Annotated in this window: 21 protein-coding genes; 1 reads left to right on the forward strand and 20 read right to left on the reverse strand. The window is 39.6% G+C overall.

Annotation, left to right across the window (positions count from 1 at the left end; translation table 11 throughout):
- Positions 1 to 91 precede the first annotated feature (91 nt).
- From nusG to pbp2a, 4 genes are read right to left on the reverse strand one after another with little or no spacing between them, the layout of a single operon-like run.
- Positions 92 to 628, reverse strand: a complete 537-nt coding sequence (gene nusG, locus HMPREF1048_RS05235; RefSeq protein ID WP_000376740.1) for a transcription termination/antitermination protein NusG — start codon at positions 626 to 628, stop codon at positions 92 to 94.
- 53 nt (positions 629 to 681) lie between these two features.
- Positions 682 to 858, reverse strand: a complete 177-nt coding sequence (gene secE / locus HMPREF1048_RS05240) for a preprotein translocase subunit SecE (protein WP_001210990.1) — start codon at positions 856 to 858, stop codon at positions 682 to 684.
- 9 nt (positions 859 to 867) lie between these two features.
- Entirely contained in the window at positions 868 to 1,020 is a 153-nt protein-coding gene (gene rpmG, locus HMPREF1048_RS05245; protein ID WP_001809375.1) for a 50S ribosomal protein L33, read from the reverse strand.
- 52 nt (positions 1,021 to 1,072) lie between these two features.
- On the reverse strand, positions 1,073 to 3,268 hold the full coding sequence (gene pbp2a, locus HMPREF1048_RS05250; RefSeq protein ID WP_000762634.1) for a penicillin-binding protein PBP2A: 2,196 nt from the start codon (positions 3,266 to 3,268) through the stop codon (positions 1,073 to 1,075).
- An 86-nt stretch (positions 3,269 to 3,354) separates the two neighbouring features.
- On the opposite strand from pbp2a, the gene HMPREF1048_RS05255 reads away from it, so the two are divergent.
- On the forward strand, positions 3,355 to 4,230 hold the full coding sequence (locus tag HMPREF1048_RS05255) for an RluA family pseudouridine synthase (RefSeq protein ID WP_080568525.1): 876 nt from the start codon (positions 3,355 to 3,357) through the stop codon (positions 4,228 to 4,230).
- A gap of 67 nt (positions 4,231 to 4,297) precedes the next feature.
- On the opposite strand, the gene gap is transcribed toward HMPREF1048_RS05255, so the two are convergent.
- The 16 genes from gap to HMPREF1048_RS05330 form a co-directional block, all read right to left on the reverse strand.
- Positions 4,298 to 5,308, reverse strand: coding sequence for a type I glyceraldehyde-3-phosphate dehydrogenase (gene gap / locus HMPREF1048_RS05260; RefSeq protein WP_000260687.1), 1,011 nt, complete (start codon positions 5,306 to 5,308; stop codon positions 4,298 to 4,300).
- 176 nt (positions 5,309 to 5,484) lie between these two features.
- Complete coding sequence (locus HMPREF1048_RS0102175; protein ID WP_004248547.1) at positions 5,485 to 6,786, reverse strand: ABC transporter permease; 1,302 nt, start codon at positions 6,784 to 6,786, stop codon at positions 5,485 to 5,487.
- Complete coding sequence (locus HMPREF1048_RS05265) at positions 6,755 to 7,438, reverse strand: ABC transporter ATP-binding protein (protein WP_004248544.1); 684 nt, start codon at positions 7,436 to 7,438, stop codon at positions 6,755 to 6,757. The genes HMPREF1048_RS0102175 and HMPREF1048_RS05265 overlap by 32 nt, the downstream gene beginning before the upstream one ends.
- Before the next feature lie 199 nt (positions 7,439 to 7,637).
- Positions 7,638 to 8,549: a helix-turn-helix domain-containing protein gene (locus HMPREF1048_RS05270; protein WP_001003894.1), complete on the reverse strand. Its 912-nt coding sequence runs from the start codon at positions 8,547 to 8,549 to the stop codon at positions 7,638 to 7,640.
- A gap of 130 nt (positions 8,550 to 8,679) precedes the next feature.
- Complete coding sequence (adhE, locus tag HMPREF1048_RS05275) at positions 8,680 to 11,331, reverse strand: bifunctional acetaldehyde-CoA/alcohol dehydrogenase (protein WP_000763950.1); 2,652 nt, start codon at positions 11,329 to 11,331, stop codon at positions 8,680 to 8,682.
- Between the two features lie 299 nt (positions 11,332 to 11,630).
- On the reverse strand, positions 11,631 to 12,041 hold the full coding sequence (locus tag HMPREF1048_RS05280) for an MORN repeat-containing protein (protein ID WP_000429313.1): 411 nt from the start codon (positions 12,039 to 12,041) through the stop codon (positions 11,631 to 11,633).
- On the reverse strand, positions 12,028 to 12,471 hold the full coding sequence (locus HMPREF1048_RS05285; protein WP_000737436.1) for a low molecular weight protein-tyrosine-phosphatase: 444 nt from the start codon (positions 12,469 to 12,471) through the stop codon (positions 12,028 to 12,030). The genes HMPREF1048_RS05280 and HMPREF1048_RS05285 overlap by 14 nt, the downstream gene beginning before the upstream one ends.
- A 46-nt stretch (positions 12,472 to 12,517) precedes the next feature.
- The gene (yajC, locus tag HMPREF1048_RS05290) at positions 12,518 to 12,817 is read right to left on the reverse strand and encodes a preprotein translocase subunit YajC (RefSeq protein ID WP_000445811.1); all 300 of its coding nucleotides are present in this window, start codon (positions 12,815 to 12,817) and stop codon (positions 12,518 to 12,520) included.
- A 116-nt stretch (positions 12,818 to 12,933) separates the two neighbouring features.
- Entirely contained in the window at positions 12,934 to 14,910 is a 1,977-nt protein-coding gene (gene tkt, locus HMPREF1048_RS05295) for a transketolase (protein ID WP_000067887.1), read from the reverse strand.
- Between the two features lie 115 nt (positions 14,911 to 15,025).
- On the reverse strand, positions 15,026 to 15,649 hold the full coding sequence (locus HMPREF1048_RS05300) for a hypothetical protein (protein ID WP_000932643.1): 624 nt from the start codon (positions 15,647 to 15,649) through the stop codon (positions 15,026 to 15,028).
- A 50-nt stretch (positions 15,650 to 15,699) separates the two neighbouring features.
- Positions 15,700 to 16,686, reverse strand: coding sequence for an RNA-binding cell elongation regulator Jag/EloR (gene jag, locus HMPREF1048_RS05305; protein ID WP_000260006.1), 987 nt, complete (start codon positions 16,684 to 16,686; stop codon positions 15,700 to 15,702).
- A gap of 17 nt (positions 16,687 to 16,703) precedes the next feature.
- Positions 16,704 to 17,528 carry a membrane protein insertase YidC gene (locus tag HMPREF1048_RS05310; RefSeq protein WP_004248551.1) on the reverse strand — a complete coding sequence of 275 codons (825 nt, stop codon included), beginning with the start codon at positions 17,526 to 17,528 and terminating at the stop codon, positions 16,704 to 16,706.
- Positions 17,503 to 17,874 carry a ribonuclease P protein component gene (gene rnpA / locus HMPREF1048_RS05315; RefSeq protein ID WP_000739245.1) on the reverse strand — a complete coding sequence of 124 codons (372 nt, stop codon included), beginning with the start codon at positions 17,872 to 17,874 and terminating at the stop codon, positions 17,503 to 17,505. The genes HMPREF1048_RS05310 and rnpA overlap by 26 nt, the downstream gene beginning before the upstream one ends.
- Before the next feature lie 149 nt (positions 17,875 to 18,023).
- Positions 18,024 to 19,214: an acetate kinase gene (locus tag HMPREF1048_RS05320; RefSeq protein ID WP_000167762.1), complete on the reverse strand. Its 1,191-nt coding sequence runs from the start codon at positions 19,212 to 19,214 to the stop codon at positions 18,024 to 18,026.
- A gap of 51 nt (positions 19,215 to 19,265) precedes the next feature.
- Complete coding sequence (locus HMPREF1048_RS05325) at positions 19,266 to 20,219, reverse strand: class I SAM-dependent methyltransferase (protein WP_000345114.1); 954 nt, start codon at positions 20,217 to 20,219, stop codon at positions 19,266 to 19,268.
- A gap of 528 nt (positions 20,220 to 20,747) precedes the next feature.
- Positions 20,748 to 20,988 (reverse strand): LPXTG cell wall anchor domain-containing protein (locus tag HMPREF1048_RS05330; RefSeq protein ID WP_000851935.1); only part of this gene is annotated, 241 nt, incomplete at its 5' end.

The raw sequence follows: 20,988 nt of genomic DNA on the forward strand, positions 1-20,988 counted from the left end.
AGATTCAGAAACACTTTTGGCACATTTCATCCATTCTGCACCCTTTAGCTCCTCAACTGCAAAAAAAAGAGAGGACGGGCCTCTCTTTGGGTTATAATTCTGCGATTTGGTTTAGGTTTACTTCTGCAACTGTGTCATTACCAAACATAGAGATAATCATCTTCACTTTATTGTTATCAATCTCCGTAATCTTACCGGTATAATCTGCAAAAGCTCCATCAATAATACGTACAGTTTGACCAACTTCAACATCGATATCAAACTCTTGTACAGTTTGTCCCATAGAAACCAAGATATCACGAATTTCTTGTTCCAATAATGGAGTTGGTTTTGATCTATTTCCGTGAGATCCGACGAATCCTGTAACATTTGGTGTATTTCGAACAACAAACCAAGCTTCATCTGTCATGACCATTTCTACAAGAACATAACCTGGAAAGCGATTTTCTTCTACTTCTTTTCTCTTTCCATTTTTTTCAACTTGCACTGTTTGTGTTGGAATTTCAACACGTAGAATATTATCCAACATATTGTAGGTTTGTGCACGTTGTAATAGATTTTCTTTTACCTTATTTTCATAACCAGAATAGGTTTGTAAGACAAACCATCCTTTATCAAAACTATCCATGATACTTCCTTTCATAATAGAAGATTTTTAGCGTAAATAACTCCACAAATCTTCTAAAAAATGTTAATAAATCGAATCAAACCTGAAACAATCAACTTGTCAAAAATATAAATAATCACAACAAAGAAAGCAGTGTATTCCATGATAGAACGAAAATCTCTCCAGCTTTCCTTGCGAGTTGGCCATGTTGTGTCTTTAAGAAGTCTAAATATATCTCCAATAAAACGCATCGCTCTCTCCTATCTCGTTTCTCTGTGTGTAGTATACTTACCACAATGTTTACAAAATTTATTTACTTCTAGTCGTGTTGGCTTGGGGTTTCCGCTTATCTTGATTGAATAGTTTCTCGAACCACAAACCGCACAAGCTAGGCTTGCTTTTTTAAGTGCCATAACGCCTCCATCTTATCTATTATAACAAGAAAGCTAGGCTTTGACAAGCATCTTAACGAAATAGATTGACTACCGAATCCCATATCGTTTGAGCCTTTTCCTTAATCTTCGAATCCGAGATAGCACGGCTAGCCTCATCTACCAGATTTTGTGCACGACTTCTAATATCAGAAAGGCTATTATCTGCCTGATTTTCTTCATTACTCTGTACTTGATTTCTTGTATTGGCTGGTCCAATTCCATTTTGCTTATAAGCATTTTCAACCGTAAAAGTGCTTCCTGGCGTATAAGGTAAAATGGTATTTGCAATGTTTCTAAAGACATGTGCTGCACCGTTTGAAGTCGAACCTGCTAGATAGTGATTTTCATCAGTGGTCGGAAAGCCAAGCCAGTGGCTAATCACTACATCCGGAGTATAACCAATTACCCACTGGTCACTTGTGTAATCCGGATTGAAAACTGCTTCAGTTGTTCCAGTTTTCCCTGCCATGACATAGTCTGCAGGCGATGAACTAATACCGGTACCGTTGGTGAATGTCCCCAACATCATACTGGTCATCTTATCAGCTACAGACTTATCAATCACTCGTTTTTGTGAATGTTTATGGCTCGCAATAACCTGACCACTAGCATTTTCAATTCTACTAATAAAATGAGCTTCAGGCATTAAACCTTCATTTGCAAAGGCAGCATATGCTTGAGCCATTTGCAGAGGATTGGTTTCAACACCGCTTCCCAATGCGACACCAAGAACACGATCAACTTTTTCCATGTTGAGTCCGAATTTTTCGCCCGCCTCAAAAGCCTTATCAACGCCCAAATCATTAACAGTGGCAACAGCAGGCAGATTAAGCGACTCTGCCAAGGCTTGATACATAGGAACTTCTCGACTCGTTTTGATTCCTGCATAGTTATCAAGCTTATAGCTGTCGTACTGCATGGTATGGTTATCCAAGAGCTTATTCAAAGCCCAGCCTGCTTCAACTGCTGGCGTATAAACAACTAAAGGCTTAATTGCAGAACCAGGACTACGTTTTGATTGAGTTGCATAGTTGAAATTCCGGAATCCAGTTTTATCATTATCAGCAACTTGACCGACAACTCCACGAACTCCACCTGTTTTCGGTTCGAGAGCTACACTTCCTGATTGAGCAAATGTTCCATCCTCTGCCCTCGGAAATAGCGATGTGTTTTCATAAACAACCTGCATATTTGCTTGGTAATTTTGGTCCAGCTCTGTGTAAATGCGGTAGCCATTATTTACGATTTCTTCCTCTGTTAAATTATACTTAGACACAGCTTCATTAACCACCGCATCAAAGTAAGAAGGATAGCGGTAATCTGAGATTTTTCCTTCATACTTATCGTGCAATTGCGAAGTCATATCAACTTCTGCAGCTTCGGTTTCTTGGTTTTTATCAATGTAACCCGCTGCAAGCATATTTTGCAAGACAGTATCACGACGATTAGTCGAATCTTCTACAGAATTCAAAGGATTATACAGTTCCGGTCCTTTGAGCATCCCTGCCAGAGTCGCAGCTTGATCCAGACTCACTTCTGATGCAGAAACTCCAAAGTATTTCTTACTGGCATCTTCTACACCCCACACACCATTTCCAAAATAAGCGTTGTTAAGGTACATGGTTAGAATTTGATCCTTACTATATTTTTTTGTTAATTCTAAAGCAAGGAAAAATTCTTTCGCTTTTCTCTCAACAGTTTGATCCTGCGACAGATAGGCATTTTTAGCTAGCTGTTGGGTAATAGTAGAACCACCACCTGAACGACCAGCAGTGACAATCGCCAAGAAGAAACGACCATAGTTAATCCCATCATTTTTATAGAAAGAGCGGTCTTCTGTCGCAATAACGGCATTCTGCAAATTTTTACTGATATCAGTCAATTCAACATAAGTTCCTTTTTGACCAGACAAGGCACCAGCCTCCTTTTCTTCACGGTCAAAAATGATAGTCCGAGTTTTCAAGGCGTTTTGCAAATCGTTAACATTGGTTGACTTAGCTACAGCAAACAAATAGGTTCCAACTAGCAAGCCTGCACTCAAACCTAGTATAAGGACAATCTTTGTTAGATGATAGCGACGCCAGAATTTTCTAATTGGACCCACTTGGGCTAATTTTTTTCGATCACTACGAGAGCGACGTAAGCTAGTAGAATCAGAGTCCTCTAGTTCACTTGTTTCTTTTTTAAAAAGAGAAAGAAATTTCTCGAATAATTTATCTAATTTCATGCGTTTATTTTATCATCTTCGTCATAGGAAGACAAGAATTTAGCTATTTCCTATCCAAATAGGGCTTTTTTTGTTACAATATCTGTATGAAATTCACATTTACATTACCAGACTCTCTACCTCAAATGACGGTAAAGCAATTACTTGAGGAACAACTCCTCATCCCTAGAAAAATCCGGCATTTTTTGAGAATCAAGAAACATATTTTGATTAATCGGCGAGAAGTTCATTGGAACGAGATGGTAAGTCCTGGAGATGTTTGCCAATTGACTTTTGACGAGGAAGATTATCCCGAAAAAGAAATTCCTTGGGGCAACCCAAACCTCATTCAGGAAGTTTATCAAGACCAACACTTAATTATTGTGAACAAACCAGAGGGGATGAAAACGCATGGTAATCAGCCAAGCGAAATCGCCCTTCTTAACCATGTCAGTGCCTATGTTGGCCAAACCTGCTATGTAGTTCATCGTCTAGACATGGAAACCAGTGGTTTGGTTCTCTTTGCCAAAAATCCTTTTATCCTACCTATTCTCAATCGCTTACTAGAGAAAAAAGAGATTTCTAGGGAATATTGGGCACAGATCGACGGACATATCAACAGCAAAGAACTTGTTTTCAAAGACAAAATCGGACGTGATCGCCATGACCGCAGAAAGCGAATAGTTGATACAAAAAATGGCCAACATGCCGAAACGCATGTAAGCAGATTAAAGCAATTCCCAGACAAAACTTCCTTGGTTCGTTGCAAACTAAAGACCGGGCGAACCCATCAGATTCGTGTGCACCTTTCGCATCATAACTTCCCTATTTTAGGTGACCCTCTCTATAATAGTAAATCAAAAACAAGTCGGCTTATGCTCCACGCCTTTAGACTGTCCTTTACCCATCCGCTTACTCTAGAGAAATTAAGCTTCACTACCCTATCAGATACTTTTGAAAAAGAATTAAAAAAGAATGGATGATTGTGTCATCCATTTTTTAATATTTAAAAAGCAAGACCAGAGGCCTTGCTTTTTATCGACTCATGAATTATTTAGCGATTTTTGCGAAGTATTCAAGAGTACGAACAAGTTGTGCAGTGTATGACATTTCGTTGTCGTACCATGATACAACTTTAACCAATTGTTTACCGTCAACGTCAAGAACTTTAGTTTGAGTTGCGTCAAACAATGAACCGTAAGACATACCTACGATATCTGAAGATACGATTGGATCTTCTGTGTAACCGTATGATTCGTTTGAAGCTGCTTTCATAGCTGCGTTCACTTCATCAACAGTAACGTTCTTTTCAAGAACTGCTACCAATTCAGTAACTGATCCAGTTGGAGTTGGAACGCGTTGTGCAGATCCGTCAAGTTTACCGTTCAATTCTGGGATTACAAGACCGATAGCTTTTGCAGCACCAGTTGAGTTAGGAACGATGTTTGCAGCACCAGCGCGAGCACGGCGAAGGTCACCACCACGGTGTGGTCCGTCAAGGATCATTTGGTCACCAGTGTAAGCGTGGATAGTAGTCATCAATCCTTCTACAACACCAAAGTTATCTTGAAGAGCTTTAGCCATAGGAGCCAAGCAGTTTGTAGTACATGAAGCACCTGAGATAACTGTTTCAGTACCGTCAAGAACGTCGTGGTTAGTGTTGAATACAACTGTTTTAACGTCGTTTCCACCAGGAGCAGTGATAACAACTTTTTTAGCTCCACCAGCGTGCAAGTGTTTTTCAGCAGCTGCTTTCTTAGCAAAGAAACCAGTAGCTTCAAGAACGATTTCTACACCGTCGTTAGCCCAGTCGATTTGTTCTGGATCACGTTCAGCAGAAACTTTGATGAATTTACCGTTAACTTCAAATCCACCTTCTCTAACTTCAACAGTACCGTCGAAACGACCTTGAGTTGTGTCGTATTTCAACAAGTGTGCAAGCATAACTGGATCTGTAAGGTCGTTGATACGAGTAACTTCAACACCTTCTACGTTTTGGATACGACGGAAAGCAAGACGACCGATACGTCCAAAACCGTTAATACCAACTTTAACTACCATTAGTGATTTCCTCCTTATGAAAATCATGAAATTTTTATTGTGAAAAGAGTAACTTGAATCACTACAAATCACCTTTCAACAAACCTATTATATAACTATTTAAGTTTAATTGCAAGTACGGGCATTGTTTTTCTATGTTAGTTTCTTTTTTAAACTGTAAATCAAGGAATCCCTTACTATTCATATCGTAGCGATTCTACAGGATCCATTTTACTAATTTTACGTGCTGGGAAGTAAGCTGATACATAACCAAGCAAGAGAGCGAAAGCTAGAGTTCCTAAAATAGATAGAGGATTTAATTCAAAAACCTTCGTGATGGATGGGTAAAAGTGATTTACAACCGCATTCGCCAAACTTCCCACCCCTTGTGCAACCAAAAAGGCCAGTAACAAGGCGATCCCTACAATCCAGATAGCCTCGTAAATAAAAATCCCTTTGACATCATGATTTTGATAACCAACTGCCTTCATGACACCTATTTCCTTAGAACGTTGCATGATATTGATGTAAATGATGATACCAATCATGACCGCTGCTACCACAATAGCTTGTGATGAAAGTACAATCAATAATCCCTGAATGACACGAATAAAAGTAATCACAATATCAAGAACCTTCTGTTGAGAAAGAACAGTATACTTCTTGTTTTTCTGCAATTCTTCTGTTATCGCTTTTGTTTGTGATGGATCTTTGAGTTCCAAGATAAAATAAGATACAGCTTTTGTAAATCCAGCTTCTTTCAAGATTGCTTCCATTTGATTAGAAGGCATAAAACTGTTGCTGTCCTCCATGTCATCTTCATCATTGATTACACGTACAATCTTCGTTTGAAATTGAGCAGTCTTACTAGCTTCGGCAGCATTTTCTACAATACTTGCTGAGACTGATTTGCCAATAACATCACTAGCTGTCAGATTGTTTCCTGTCTGTTCATTCCAATTTTTTAGTAAACTGATTGGAATCGTCAAGCCCTGTTCATTCGCATCAGTATAGAGGGAGCCAGCTAATACTTTGTCCGCCTCATTACTACTAACAGAAATACCTGTATCCTCATAGAGACTCACTACTTGAGCATAAGAAGGCATCGTTTGACTCAGATCCATTTCTTGCCCATCTATAGTAATATTTGACATGATCATCCCAAAAGGACTCTCCAAATATTTAATAGCTTCTTTCCCAACTGTATCCGTGATATAGTTCTTATCATCTTGATTCAAAAAGCCTCGTCCAGCATTTTCTGTATTTAAAGCAATCTGAACTTGAGAAGGGATTTGACCTCCATTCGTATTTTCATCAATCATCGAAATCAAGGCATTTCCCAAGCCGAAAGAAATTAAGACTCCTACAAAACCGATTGAGGTTGCTAGCGCAATCAATAGGTTACGCCACTTTCTTTCCAGAAAGTTATTTAAAGAAAGTTTGAATTTATTTTTCAATGATAATCCTTTATTTTTTGACTTCTTCAACGACTTCACCATCCTTCATTTTGATAATCACATCTGCATATTCAGCAACTTCTGGATTATGGGTTACGATCAATACTGTTTTCCCTGTTTGGGCTAAATTTTTAAATACTTCCAATACCATTTCTTGGGATTGAGAATCCAGCGAACCCGTTGGCTCATCTGCTACAATCATATCAGGCTGATTTACCAAGGCACGCGCGATTGCTACGCGTTGCTTTTGCCCACCAGAAAGCTGTTTAACATTTTTAGCCATAAAAGGCTCCATGCCCAAGTTACTTAATTGCTCCTTTGCAATCATTGTCATCTCCCTGTCAGATAAATCTTTGACATAGAGAGGTAGCTTGACATTGTCCAAGACAGACTGATGAGGAATGAGGTTAAAGTTTTGAAACACAAATCCAATCTTATCTTTACGAAATTGAGTTAGTTCAATATCTGATAAGTCACGGAGGGATTCTCCTTTAAACTCTAAATCTCCTTCATATTGTCTATCTAAACCGCTGATGATATTTAGTAGACTGGTTTTGCCACAGCCTGATGGACCGTAAATTGCTGTAATTTTACCTTTTGCAATCTGCAGATTTATATTCTTTAAAGCCTGCTCTTGATGTTTACCATCCAAGGCGTAAAACTTTGAAATATTTTTAATGGATAAAATGGACATTCTTTCCCCCTTGTTTAAAACTGTTATCATCATACATCACACTTATAGAAAATCCTTCAAGTTGATTGACCCTATAGGCCTACTACTTAGAATTTTCTCTCTATTGCCTAGTTTGCTTCTGGATGTCTATCAAGTAAAATTCATTATAATAAAAAAGCGACATTTCTCCAATGACAGAAATGTCACTCCTATAAACTCTTTAACGATATCTTTCTAGATCCTCGGCCCATTCATTATCTAAACTAACGATTAACTTCTCATTGCCAAACATCCTCGCCATCATTTTTGCTTCTTCATACTTTTGTTTTGCTGTATCATAATCAGTCTGAATATAATACTTCCATTCTACCATCAAGACAATCGGTTGCTTTTGAAAATCTCGTGTTTTCTGTCCTATTTTATTTAAGGTCTCAACTGCTCTCTTAAAATAACGAAACAGCCCCATAATTTCTATACAAGCTAAAGAAGCTAACAAGGAATCTCTAAGCAAGTCCAAACAATCGAACTCTATCTTATCAACCTGAGAACTTAGTTTGTCATGAAAACAAAGAATGGTTTCATGCTCAGATTCTTTTATCTCACCCATATTTAAACCATCCATTAACTGACAGTTGAAATACAGTCTCAGTTTCAACAAGTCCTCGGCTTTATATACATCTCTGGATAGTAAGTCTTGAAGACCGTCCTCAATCACACCACTTCCGTATAAGGAATTACTAGTCGCTCTCACTTCATCTATGGCTTGAAGACAATCCACTAGCACTTTCTCATCACGTGGCAAATCATCATAAAAACACTCAAAAATCTCATCGAAATATTCTTCCTTTTGTTCCTGCAACTCCTTGTCTCCATAGTCAGGATGATGTAAAAGAAAGTACTTTAATTCTTGGTAACGCTTGGGTAATTCCTTATAGTCTGGCATCAAGACGTAGGAAGGAATTTCTAATCTATCCGCAATATATTCTAGGGTTTTTATCGTCGGGCGAAACTCTCCTTTTTCTATCCGCACCAGCTGACGCACTGATAGTTCAGACTCATCCCCGCAAAAAACTGGACGACTAAGTCCTTTCTCCTCTCTAAGAATCCTTACCTTTTCCCCTAGCTCATTCATCTCTTACATTTCTCCCTCGCATGATTATCAAAGCTTTGATTTTCAAATAAACATATGCGATTATTATACCATTTCCCAAAAAGAATTACAAAAAAGAGACAGGAAATTCCTGCCTCTAGGCTGATAACAATTATTTACGGCGTCCTGGTCTTTCTTTATAACCATAGTAAGAATCTTCGATGATTTCTTGCATATGGTCAACCATTGGAAGGCGTGGGTTTGCAGGCGAACATTGATCTTCATAAGCAAGGAAGGCCAATTCACGAGAATGTTCTTTCCATTCTTTTTCATCAATTCCTTGTGCTTTGAAGTTCATTTGGATACCTACGCGCTCACCAAGTTCGTAGACAGCTTTTGCGTAAGATTCCACACCTTCTTCTGGAGTAGAAGCTGGAAGTCCAAGCATGCGTGCGATATCTTGGTATTTTTCATCTGCACGGTAGTAGTTGTACTTAGGCCATGTTGCTGTCTTAGCTGGACGTGTACCGTTGTAGCGGATGACGTATGGAAGCAAGATTGCATTTGTACGACCGTGGATTGTGTGGAATTGCGCACCAATCTTATGGGCCATTGAGTGAGAAATACCTAGGAAGGCATTAGCAAAGGCCATACCAGCGATTGTTGAAGCGTTATGCATTTTCTCACGTGAGTGGAAGTCTGCATTCTTAACTGAGCTTTCAAGGTTTTCAAATACAAGCTTGATGGCTTGAAGTGCAAGACCGTCAGTGTAGTCGCTAGCCATTTGTGATACGTAAGCTTCAGTCGCGTGGGTCAATACGTCCATACCAGTGTCCGCAGCAACAAATCCAGGAACTGTCAATACCAAAGCAGGGTCTACGATTGCCACAGTTGGTGTCAATGAGTAGTCAGCGATTGGGTATTTACGGTTATTTGCTTTATCAGAGATAACGGCAAATGGTGTTACTTCAGATCCTGTACCAGATGTAGTTGGAATCGCGATGAATTTAGTCTTCTTACCAAGCAATGGGAATTTGAAGGCACGTTTACGGATATCCATGAATTTTTGAACAAGGTCACGGAAGTCCACTTCTGGTTGTTCGTAGAAGAGCCACATTACTTTAGCAGCATCCATTGGAGATCCACCACCGAGAGCGATGATTGTATCTGGTTTGAAGGCACGCATAATCTCAGTACCACGGTTTACAGTTGTGATATCTGGATCTGGTTCTACATCAGCAAATATTTGGTAAACAACCTTATTGCGACGAAGATCAAGTTGTTCGATGATACGATCAAGGAAACCAAGCTCTACCATGGCATGGTCAGTAACGATCATGACACGTTCAACGTCACGACATTTTTGAAGGTATTGAATTGAATCACGTTCAAAGTATGTTTTTGAAGGAAGTTTCATCCATTGCATGTTATTTCTCCGTCTTCCGACTTTTTTGATATTCAAGAGGTTAATGGCACTAACGTTATCCCCAACTGAGTTGCGTCCGTAAGAACCACATCCAAGTGTCAATGATGGCAAGAAGGCATTGTAAACGTCCCCGATACCACCGAAAGTAGAAGGTGAGTTACAGATAACACGAATAGCTTTAACAGCTTTACCAAATTCTTTAGTCAATTCTTCGTCAGCTGTGTGGATAGCTGCTGAGTGTCCAAGACCGTTAAATTCAACCATTTGACGAGCCTTAGTAATACCATCTTCACGGCTTTCAGATTTCAAAACTGCGATAACTGGTGACAATTTTTCACGAGTCAATGGCTCATTTTCACCAACTTCTTTACATTCAGCAGCAAGAATGTTTGTTCCTTCTGGAACTGTAAATCCTGCTTGCTCTGCAATCCAAGTTGCTGGTTTACCAACGATATCAGCGTTCAATTTTGCACCAGCACAGTTTTTACTATTTGCTTTCACGCCGAAGCAGAATTCTTCAAGAAGAGCTTTTTCTTTTTTATTTACAAAGTAAGTGTGGTAAGATTTGAACTCTGCTACAAATTCATCGTAAATTTCTTTATCAATGATAACTGCTTGTTCAGATGCACAGACCATACCGTTATCAAATGATTTAGACATGACGATATCGTGTGCTGCTTGACGGATGTTTGCTGATTTTTCAACATAAGCTGGAACGTTTCCGGCACCTACCCCAAGAGCTGGTTTACCACATGAGTAAGCCGCTTTAACCATGGCATTCCCACCAGTTGCAAGAATTGTCGCAACGCCTTCGTGGTTCATAAGGGCACTAGTTGCTTCCATAGATGGTTCAGTGATCCACTGTACGCAGTTTTCAGGAGCACCAGCTGCGATAGCTGCATCACGGACGATACGAGCTGCATGAGCAGATGATTCTTGTGCTGATGGATGGAAGGCAAAGACGATTGGGTTACGTGTCTTCAATGAAATCAATGATTTGAAGATTGCTGTTGATGTTGGGTTTGTTGTTGGAGTGATACCACAAACAACACCGACCGGTTCAGCGATAAGAGTCAAACCTGTTACATCGTCTTCTTCGATAACGCCAACTGTTTTAGTGTGACGCATGTTGTTTACCACGTGTTCACAAGCAAACAAGTTCTTAGTTGCTTTATCTTCAAATACACCGCGTCCTGTTTCTTCATAGGCATGTATAGCCAATTCTCCGTGGGCATCCAAAGCTGCCACTGACGCTTTAGCTACGATGTAATCAACCTGTTCTTGGTCGAGTTTACGCATTTCCTCAAGAGCAACTAAAGCTTTTTGCACCAAGCCATCGACATGCTTTTCAGCAGCGAGTTTCTTTTCTTCTGGTGTCACAGTTTTTTTATCAGCCATATTTTCCTCCATAGCTTTCAAGGATTGATATCCTTTGTTAATTTTTTCACAAGTTTATTATAACGCATTATTTCAACTTTGTAAACAGTTTCATAAACATTTCACAAAGAATTTTTAAACACTTGTGAAATTTTTCTCATTTTCTTTACTTATCAAGTTTTCTCTTTAGAGTTTGTGAAATTAATTTCAAATATTTTTTATTTCACAAACTTGCTTGGAAGAGTGACTTGGAAAGAAAGGGATTTGCAGGTAAGCGCTTACTTAAACATTCTAATAATACCTCCTTTGATAAGGAGGCTTTATTTTTGTTGAAAAACGCCTTGTTTAAAAGTCCCTTCATAAACGACTTCTTGTTCTGTTGTTAGTTTCCCTTTTCCTTCAGCCTGACCATTTACAAAATCACCTTCGTAGGTCCAGCCTTCTTTGGATTGAAAGGTACCTTTTCCATTGAAGGCTCCATTGTTGAAACCACCTGTATATTGGTCTCCATTTTGGAAGGTAATGGTACCTTGGCCATTCATTTTACCACGTACAAGACTGCCGTCGTAAACAATCGTTCCATTATCAAGCTTTAGAACACCTTTTCCGGGAATATTTAGAAAAAAGACGAGTACAGCACAGAAAACAATGGCAACTACTGCCAAAAGCTCTAAACGTGAACGAGTCAGATAGACACTATATTTGTCGTAAAAATTCTTAAGATTTTCCATCTTCACTCACCTTTTCTAAACGTTCTAACCAAGCTTGACACCCCTCTTGAACACGCTGATAGGTTTCCTCAAAATCTCCTGTATACCAAGGATCTGGAACACTTTCAGATGCGAATGAGTAAATCTTATCTTGACAGTTTGCTGGACACATCTGACGTAAGTCAGAAACATTTGAAGCATCCATTCCGATAATATAATCAAAGGCTTCAAAATCTTCCTTACTAATCTGAAGCGATGTTTTGGCTTTGTCATAAGGAATATCATACTCTTGAAAAATCCCTTGAGTTCCCTTATGAATCGGATTGCCATGTTCCCAAGAGGAAGTCGCTCGACTTTGGATTTCATAATTATCTGTCATTGATTTCATCACAAACTCGGCCATAGGGCTGCGGCAAATATTCCCCAGACAGACAAAGACTAATTTTTTCATCCCATTTCCTTTCTTTTATAGAAAAACGGGAGTTCGTAATCCCGTCTTATTTTTCAATTGCGCCTTCGAGTGAAGCTGTTTCTTTAAGTGGTAATACTGTCTTGATAGCAGCTAGTTCAAAAGTCAAGTAAACTCCATCTACATCAAGAACAATCGTTCTCTTCTCAGTATCTACTTCATCGACTGTTCCATAAAGGCCCCCGATTGTAATAACTTCATAGCCTTTTTGTAGTTTATTTAAGCTTTCCATACGTTTTTGTGCTTGTTTCTTTTGAGAGCGTTGCGTAAAGAACATCAAGCCCACCATAGCCACAAGAATGATTAAAAATGTATATTGTGATTCCATTATATTCTCCTTTGTCTTTTACATAGGACTACTATATCAAATTTCAGCTACTTTTACAAGATTGTACCTTGCTTTTCTAGTAAGAAAAACCAGAGCTTGCGCCCTGATTTTTAGGATTATTTCAAGTTTTGAACGACTTTTACAAGATTTTCAACTGTAAAGCCATATTCTGCCAATACTTTTGGTGCTGGTGCAGAGGCTCCGAAGGTATCAATACCAAGAACAGCACCATCTAGACCAACATATTTGTACCAGTTTTGAGTTGCACCCATTTCGACTGCAACACGACGGCGAACTGCATTTGGAAGAATTTCTTCCTTGTATGCTGCATCTTGTTTATCAAAGACATCTGTAGATGGCATGCTGACTACGCGGACTTTTGCACCCTGACTAGCCAATTCTTTGGCAGCTGAGACAGCAAGATTAACCTCTGAACCTGTCGCAATCAAGATAGTATCAAAGTCTGCCGCATTTTCATAAACAACATAGGCACCTTTAGCAACCTTATCAAAGTCCGTCCCTTCTTCAACAGTCAAGTTTTGACGGGTCAAGACAAGGGCAGTTGGTGTTTTCTTACTTGTCACTGCAAGGTACCAAGCTGCTTGCGTTTCACGCGCATCTGCTGGACGGAAAACATTTAGATTTGGCATAGCACGAAGACCTGCTAAGTGCTCAACTGGTTCGTGTGTTGGGCCATCTTCCCCTACCGCAATAGAATCGTGGGTAAAGACATAAGTCACAGGAAGTCCTTGTAAGGCTGACAAGCGAACAGCTGCCTTCACATAGTCAGAGAAGACGAAGAAAGTTCCACCGTATACACGAAGTCCACCGTGAAGAGCCATCCCGTTCAAGATCGTTCCCATTGCAAATTCACGAACACCAAACTGAATGTTACGGTTCAAGCGATTAGCATCGTCTTGAAGTCCGTCAGTCTTGATATAAGTCATGTTTGAGTGAGCTAGGTCAGCTGATCCACCCAAGAAAGTTGGTAACTTAGCTGCCACAACATTCAAGGCATCTTGGCTTGAATTACGAGTTGCTTGAGAGAAGCCATTTTCTAATGCTGGGAAGTCTGCTGGAGTCACTTCAACTGGATCGCGTCCATCGATGATGGCTTCTACTTCTGCAGCCAATTCTGGGTGAGCTTCTTTATAGTCAGCAACTAATTTTATCCAAGTTTGATAAGCTGATGCACCACGGTCTGCAACATGTTCTTTGAAATCAGCATAAACTTGTTCTGGAATTTCAAATGGTTCATAGTCCCAACCGAGAGCTTGACGAGTAGCTGCAGTTTCATCTGCTCCAAGAGGAGCACCGTGTACAGCATTAGTTCCTTGTTTGTTTGGAGAACCGTATCCAATAACAGTCTTCACTTCAATCAAAGATGGTTTGCCTGAAGCTTTTGCTGTTTCGATAGCAGCATGGATAGCTTCCAAGTCTGTTCCATCTTCAACCAAGGCAGTGTGCCAACCGTAGGCATTGTAACGGTCACGAACACTTTCTGTAAAGGAATCTTTTGTCTCACCATCCAAGTTGATGTCATTTGAATCATAAAGAACAACCAACTTATCCAGTTTTTGCAAGCCTGCGTAAGAAGCCGCCTCACTTGAGACACCTTCCATCAAGTCTCCGTCTCCACAGATAACGTAAGTATAGTGGTCAAAGATATTGTAGCCTTCTCGGTTATATTTGGCTGCCAAGAAACGTTCTGCTTGGGCAAAACCAGTGGCAGTTGAAATCCCTTGACCTAGAGGACCTGTCGTTGCATCAATCCCTGCTGTATGGCCAAATTCTGGGTGACCTGGTGTTTTTGAACCCCACTGACGGAAGCTCTTGATCTCATCCATACTGACATCTTCAAAACCAGAAAGGTGAAGAAGGGCATAAAGGAGCATTGAACCATGGCCTGCTGAAAGAATAAAGCGGTCACGGTTAATCCAGTTTGGTTGAGCTGGATTGATACGAAGTTGTTTTGTAAAGAGGCTGTAAGCCATCGGAGCCGCTCCCATAACTACACCTGGGTGACCTGAGTTGGCTTTATTAATGGCGTCAATACCTAGAAAACGAATTGCATTAACAGATAGATTTGACATAGAATTTCCTTTCTATTTGAGGTGATTATTGTATCACACATTCTATTTTACTATTATATGAAAAAATACATAGAATAGCAATTAAACAATTCGACGTAAATAAGTATTCTATTTGCTATCCTCTAGTCGCCTGATAATAGGGAAGTAAGCGTTCATAAGCATTTTCTAATTTTTCTAAAATCACTTCTAATGATTGATTTTCAATAAAAGAAACATCTGCCTTAACTAACACTTTTCGGACTTCCTGATTGGATAGTTTATTTCTTAAAATTTGACGATTTTCTTCGTTCGCATCCCACCGTTGACTTTGATCATCAGAGTAGACTAGATAATAAATCCCTTCAACGGTTGGAATTTCTAAAACTTTGACCTGCTTACCTAGAGTTTGCTCATCTTTCTTGCGCTCGATGAAACTGATTTCTAAGGAAATACCAAAATCAGAAGGATTCCCGTACAAACGTAAGGCTAGCATAGGTTCTGTCACTTTCCCCTCACGTTGTAGATAAACCCAGAAGTGTGGTCGCAAGCGCTGCGCTTGGTTCATCCACTGGCTAGTCTGTTGAAGTTGCCATTCTGGATGACTTACTTGAAAGGCATTGGCCAGTTCTGTAAAAGCCTTTCTGGCCTCTTGACCTTTGTGGCGGAATGCCAGCATCTTCTCTCGCTCTGCTCCCGCTTTATCAGGATTACGGTACTGCAAACCAGCAAAGTCTAAATAATCTCTTATCTTATTCAACATTAGTTTAATCTCCTCTAGCTAGCAAAAAATCAGGAGAACCCTGATTTTACTTATTCTGTATCTACAACGACATAGCGATTGGGCTCATCACCTTCAGAGTAACTGGTCACGCCATCCATACGTGAAATAATACGATGAATAATCTTGCGTTCGCTATTCGACATTGGATCTGTCTGATGACTACGTCCTTCTTCTAAAACACGAGTCGCCAATTTTTGCGCATAGGTCTGCAAGACTTCTGCACGGTGTTCAACATAATCATTGACATTGATTGTAATGTAGAAGGTTCTTGAATAGCGGTTGTAAAGATAATTTTGAGCCAACAGTTGCAAGGCCTTCAAGACTTTACCATGGTAGCCGATAATACGACCCGGTTCGTTAGTATCAATTTGCAAATTGATGCTACGACGGTTATAGTCATTTGAAAGTGTAGCTTCAACATCCATGTCATCAATAATCGTTTGAACATAAGTCGTGACTTCCGTAGCTACTTGTTCAATATCAAAGCTCGGTTCAACTTTCAAGCCCAAGTCTTCTAGTTCTTGACTTTCAGTTTGCTCAGTTTGGCTTTCAATAATAGGTGTTTCTACTTCTTCGAGAGCAGTTTCTTCAAGTTGTAATTCATTTAAGATCTCAATGTGACCAGTTTCTTCCAAGATAGTGCTGGCATGTCTTTCATGTTTTAAGATTTCAGCCTTGACTTCATCAGAAATACCTTGACCTTCCTCTTCAATCTTTTTAATTGCTTCTACAACATGACCCAAATCAACCGTTGCTTCACTGACTGTTTTAACAGGCTCATTCAAATCATTGATTTGTTTTGGAACTCCCTTTACAGCTTGTTGGTTTGCTTTTACAACTGTCGTTTCACTAATAGCATCGATATCCACTTGAGCTGGTTTTTTACCAAATAAGCCAAGAAACCCTTTTTTCTCACGAGAAATGACTTTGATATGAGCCTTCATTCTTGGAATATCTAATTCTTTCAATCCTTTCTGGATTGCTTCTTCAACAGTTGAACCTGTAAATACTACCATTACCAGATTCCTCCTTATTATTTCGTTTTCTGAGCCTTTTTCTTGGCTTTTCTTTTTCTATTTTCCAAATCTTTCTGTGCCTGAACTACTGCCTCGCGCTCTGCAATAATCTTGAATGGATTATTCAAGAAATAGGTTTGCAAGACTTGATAAGCATTGGACACTGTCCAGTAGAGGGCGACTCCACCTGGCGCATAAACTGCAAAGATAAAAATCAAGACCGGAATCCCATACATCATCGCAGTCGTAGCGCCATTACGCTCAGACAAAGCTTTGTTGGACAACCAAGTACTTAAAAAGGTAAATACAGCTGCTAAAATCGGAAGAACAAAGGTTGTATCCACACCACCAAGGTTAATCCATAAGAAATGACCTGTCTTTAAAAAGTCAACTCTTGATAGAGCTTGGAACAAGGCCAAGATAACCGGCATCTGAATCAAAATCGGCCAAAGAGAATCTGAATGTCTGACACCCATTTCTTTAAAGACTTTACGCATTTCTTGCTCTAGCTTGGTTCTACTTTCCATATCTCGACCTGGATATTGTTCTCGAAGCGCCTTAATGCGTGGTTGAGCTTCTTGCATTTTTCTAGAAGCTACCATTTGCACTTGGAAGACTGGCAAGAGAACTGTACGAATCAAGACCGTAAAGAGGATAATCCCCACTCCGATACTGATATCAAACGATAAAAAGCGAATGATTTCCGCAAAGAAGTAAACAAATTTACTCCAAAAATCAGCCGAATCGGCTGTAATATCGCTAGTTGTCCCATTTGTTGCACAGGCTGTCATGATCAATAGGGACAGTCCTAGCAAACTAGTCAACTGTAGTTTCTTTTTCACTCCCATTTCCTTCCTGGTAAATCTTTGATAATTTTAATACGTGGAGTAGATTTTTCTCCATCTCTGCGTATCCCAAGGTTTCGACTCCTTTTCGAGCAATGACAACAAAGTCGACATCTTCTACCAGACTCCCTTTTGCATTCTGGATAATATGCCGAATTCGTCGCTTGATTTGATTTCTAGTGACGGCATTCCCAAGTTTTTTGCTAACTGATAGACCTACTCGAAAATGGTTTTTCTGATTTTCTAATTGGTAGACAACAAATTTGCGATTGGCAAAACTTGTCCCCTCCTTGAAAATCGCCTTAAAATCTTTCTCTCTTTTTACACGAAAGTTTTTCTTCAAAACTCAACTCCATCTATTAAATTACTACTATTATACCATATTTTTCAAAAAAGCCAATCATAGCAAGGTTTTGCACAATTTCACCATAAAAAGAAGCTGGAAAAATCTCTTTCCCAACTCCTTGTACGGAATATTTTTTCTAATTTTACTTATTTTTTCAAGCGTTCAACGTCACGGGCAATAACTAGCTCTTCATCTGTTGGAATAACCAATACACGGATCTTCGCTGCCTCTGTTGAGATATCTCCTGTCACACCGAAGACGTTCTTTTCTGGATCAACATCACAGCCAAACCAAGAGATACCTGAAATAACATCTTCACGTACGTTTGCAGCATTTTCACCGATACCTGCTGTAAAGATAATAGCATCTGCTCCATTTAAGACTGCAAGGTATTGGCCGATATGTTTTTGGATACGGTCAACATACATTTCATAAGCTAAAGTGGCATCGTGGTCCCCTTCTTCCATAGCAGCAATCACATCACGCATATCACTAGATTTACCTGAAACCCCCATAAGCCCTGATTCACGATTAAGGATGCGACTAATGTCTTCAGGCGTGTTAAAGTCCTCTGTATATTGCATTAAGTAAGGAATGATAGCTGGGTCAATATCCCCTGTACGAGTTCCCATCATCACACCACCAAGTGGAGTGAAGCCCATTGAAGTATCGACAGATTGACCACCCTTAACAGCTGTAATAGAAGCACCATTACCGATGTGGCAAGTAATCAATTTCAAGTCCTCTAATGGACGGCCCAAGAGTTTTGCTGCTTCTCCTGCTACAAACTGGTGACTTGTACCGTGGGCACCATATTTACGAACCTTGTTTTCTGTGTAATATTTTGTTGGTAGAGGGTAGCGATAAGCTTTCTCTGGCATACTTGTGTGGAATGAAGTATCAAAAACAACTACACTGGTAATGTCTGGCAACAATTCCTTGAAGGCACGAACACCTGCTGCATTGGCTGGATTGTGGAGAGGAGCCAACAAGCTCAACTCTTCAACTTTTTCTAAAACATCTCCCTCAACGACTGTTGATTCTTTGAAATATTCTCCACCAGCCACAACACGGTGTCCAACACCAGTAATCTCGTCATAAGCCTTGATAATATCGAAACGAATCAAGTCATCCAATAAGATTTTAACAGCTTGTGTGTGATTTTCAATATCCAAAATTTGTTGTTCAGAACGACCATCAAATTTTACAGTTGAAATTGAATCTTTCAAACCGATACGTTCAATCAAACCTTTCGCCAATACTTTTTCTTCTGGCATTAAGTATAATTGCCATTTCAAACTTGAACTTCCCGCATTGATTGCAATTGTTTTTGTCATAACATGATACCCCTTTTTTAAGCGTTTTCATCTATTATAACAAAATCTATTTTATATTTCAGTACCTTGAGTCCATTTTTGAAAATTTTCTTTAAATTTCATTAAAACACTTGCATCTTGCAAGCTAGCAAGTGGATAAACAAAAGGCTCTACTGCTAGTTCACTTTTCTTCTGCAAGATAAAAATAGTCTTGGATTGTTTAGCATTAGCAAAGAGATTTTCAGGCAGACTGATCATGGCAGTCAGACTTGCCTCCTCTTTCAACCACCCTTTCAACAAATCACTTTGAGGACTGGTCAACAAATCACTCGGAGCTAGAAAAATAGCATATCCGTCTGACTTGAGGTACTTAAGCCCTTGTTCCATGAGCAAGTGATGGGCGTAGGTATGTTCTTGACTAGAAGCAACTTGATGGCGCGACGCAACGGCATCATCAGGATAATAGCCGACAGGCAAGTCGCTGATGACCACATCGCTTTCTTTGAGCATTTGTGGACGAACGGCATCTCCTTGGACAAAGCCAGCCTGCAAACCAATTACATCTGCCATGCTAGCTGCCAAATCAATCAACAAATCATCCACTTCCATTCCCAAATAATCCATCTTTTTATCAAGCGAGGTCAAGAAAGTAGCACCCAGAATTCCCATCCCAGAACCCATTTCGAGGATCGTAATCTCCTCCTCTTTAAACAACTCTTCCACAATAAACACCAAAAGTAAAGCAATGGCATCTGGTGTAAACTGGTGATTGGCCTGTAGGGGCTCTGTCTGCCCAGCCTTCATCAAGAGAAACTGGTAGGTCTTGAGCCATTCTTCTTTGCGAAGCGCTAAGCGTTTAAGGGCTTGATTGTTCTCTTTGACCTGTTTTAGCTCCGTCTCACCATCCAGATAGATGCTGTTTTGCTCCACCAGGGCGTCATAAAAGTTGGTCGCCAAATCACTTTGGATGACTTGGACATTCTCTAGTAAATAGGTATAAGCTTGTTCAATTTTTTCAAAATCCATATTCCTATCTTATCAAATTTCCCTTCTTTTTTCCATCCTTATAGAAAAATCACACTATATCTATATTGGTTTTTCGTCAATTTGTTACTGACGACATCAATCTTATCTACACAAGATCAGATAGACGTTTCTAACTATCTACAACTGTACTCTTATCTTGCTGTCTGATTATTGCTTGGTATAAAATGGCACATAATCATTCTAATAACTCACCCTTCTTCTACTAATCCTCTCTAATATATAATCGATCGAAGGAAATAAAAGATCAAAACAGTGCAAGAAAAGCCCACTAATCTATCAATACTTTTATGAAGTGGTTTTTCGTACTCAATTTTTTAACTGACTATACAAACACAAGGCTGGGAAACTCAATTCCATCCGAAAAGAAAGGAAATATTCCCACAATAAAACGCATACTATCAAGTTTTTGAACACCTGATAATATGCGTTTTTATGATTTTACAGACTTTTTTGTCCAAACTCGATAGACACATCTATCGCCGATCAAATATGAGATAAGCAGATTGTTTACATATCTTCCTCATCACGTTTACGGCGTTTCGCAAATAAACCTAAACCAGTCACAGCTGCCAAAGCTCCTAGAAGCGCAGATGTTTTGGAAACTTCTGTACCTGTATTTGGCAATTGCTGTCTTGACTTAGCTGTCGATTCTGATGGTGTTTCAGAAGATACTGTGTCTATTGATGCAGATGCACTTGTTGACTCAGAGGCTGGTGTGCTTGCACTTGTTGACGCTGAAGTAGAGGCT

This window comes from Streptococcus mitis SK575 (genome assembly GCF_000257865.1).
Lineage (GTDB): Bacteria > Bacillota > Bacilli > Lactobacillales > Streptococcaceae > Streptococcus > Streptococcus mitis_CQ.

What these genes read in the sequence shown, in the direction of transcription:
- HMPREF1048_RS05265 (WP_004248544.1), bottom strand. Translation starts at nt 7,438, where the DNA reads ATGTCCATTTTATCCATTAAAAATATTTCAAAGTTTTACGCCTTGGAT.
- adhE (WP_000763950.1), bottom strand. Translation starts at nt 11,331, where the DNA reads ATGGCTGATAAAAAAACTGTGACACCAGAAGAAAAGAAACTCGCTGCT.
- HMPREF1048_RS05270 (WP_001003894.1), bottom strand. Translation starts at nt 8,549, where the DNA reads ATGAATGAGCTAGGGGAAAAGGTAAGGATTCTTAGAGAGGAGAAAGGA.
- pbp2a (WP_000762634.1), bottom strand. Translation starts at nt 3,268, where the DNA reads ATGAAATTAGATAAATTATTCGAGAAATTTCTTTCTCTTTTTAAAAAA.
- gap (WP_000260687.1), bottom strand. Translation starts at nt 5,308, where the DNA reads ATGGTAGTTAAAGTTGGTATTAACGGTTTTGGACGTATCGGTCGTCTT.
- HMPREF1048_RS05285 (WP_000737436.1), bottom strand. Translation starts at nt 12,471, where the DNA reads ATGAAAAAATTAGTCTTTGTCTGTCTGGGGAATATTTGCCGCAGCCCT.
- HMPREF1048_RS05255 (WP_080568525.1), top strand. Translation starts at nt 3,355, where the DNA reads ATGAAATTCACATTTACATTACCAGACTCTCTACCTCAAATGACGGTA.
- HMPREF1048_RS0102175 (WP_004248547.1), bottom strand. Translation starts at nt 6,786, where the DNA reads ATGGTGAAGTCGTTGAAGAAGTCAAAAAATAAAGGATTATCATTGAAA.
- nusG (WP_000376740.1), bottom strand. Translation starts at nt 628, where the DNA reads ATGGATAGTTTTGATAAAGGATGGTTTGTCTTACAAACCTATTCTGGT.
- secE (WP_001210990.1), bottom strand. Translation starts at nt 858, where the DNA reads ATGCGTTTTATTGGAGATATATTTAGACTTCTTAAAGACACAACATGG.
- HMPREF1048_RS05325 (WP_000345114.1), bottom strand. Translation starts at nt 20,219, where the DNA reads ATGGATTTTGAAAAAATTGAACAAGCTTATACCTATTTACTAGAGAAT.
- yajC (WP_000445811.1), bottom strand. Translation starts at nt 12,817, where the DNA reads ATGGAATCACAATATACATTTTTAATCATTCTTGTGGCTATGGTGGGC.
- HMPREF1048_RS05300 (WP_000932643.1), bottom strand. Translation starts at nt 15,649, where the DNA reads ATGTTGAATAAGATAAGAGATTATTTAGACTTTGCTGGTTTGCAGTAC.
- rpmG (WP_001809375.1), bottom strand. Translation starts at nt 1,020, where the DNA reads ATGGCACTTAAAAAAGCAAGCCTAGCTTGTGCGGTTTGTGGTTCGAGA.
- HMPREF1048_RS05320 (WP_000167762.1), bottom strand. Translation starts at nt 19,214, where the DNA reads ATGACAAAAACAATTGCAATCAATGCGGGAAGTTCAAGTTTGAAATGG.
- tkt (WP_000067887.1), bottom strand. Translation starts at nt 14,910, where the DNA reads ATGTCAAATCTATCTGTTAATGCAATTCGTTTTCTAGGTATTGACGCC.
- HMPREF1048_RS05280 (WP_000429313.1), bottom strand. Translation starts at nt 12,041, where the DNA reads ATGGAAAATCTTAAGAATTTTTACGACAAATATAGTGTCTATCTGACT.
- jag (WP_000260006.1), bottom strand. Translation starts at nt 16,686, where the DNA reads ATGGTAGTATTTACAGGTTCAACTGTTGAAGAAGCAATCCAGAAAGGA.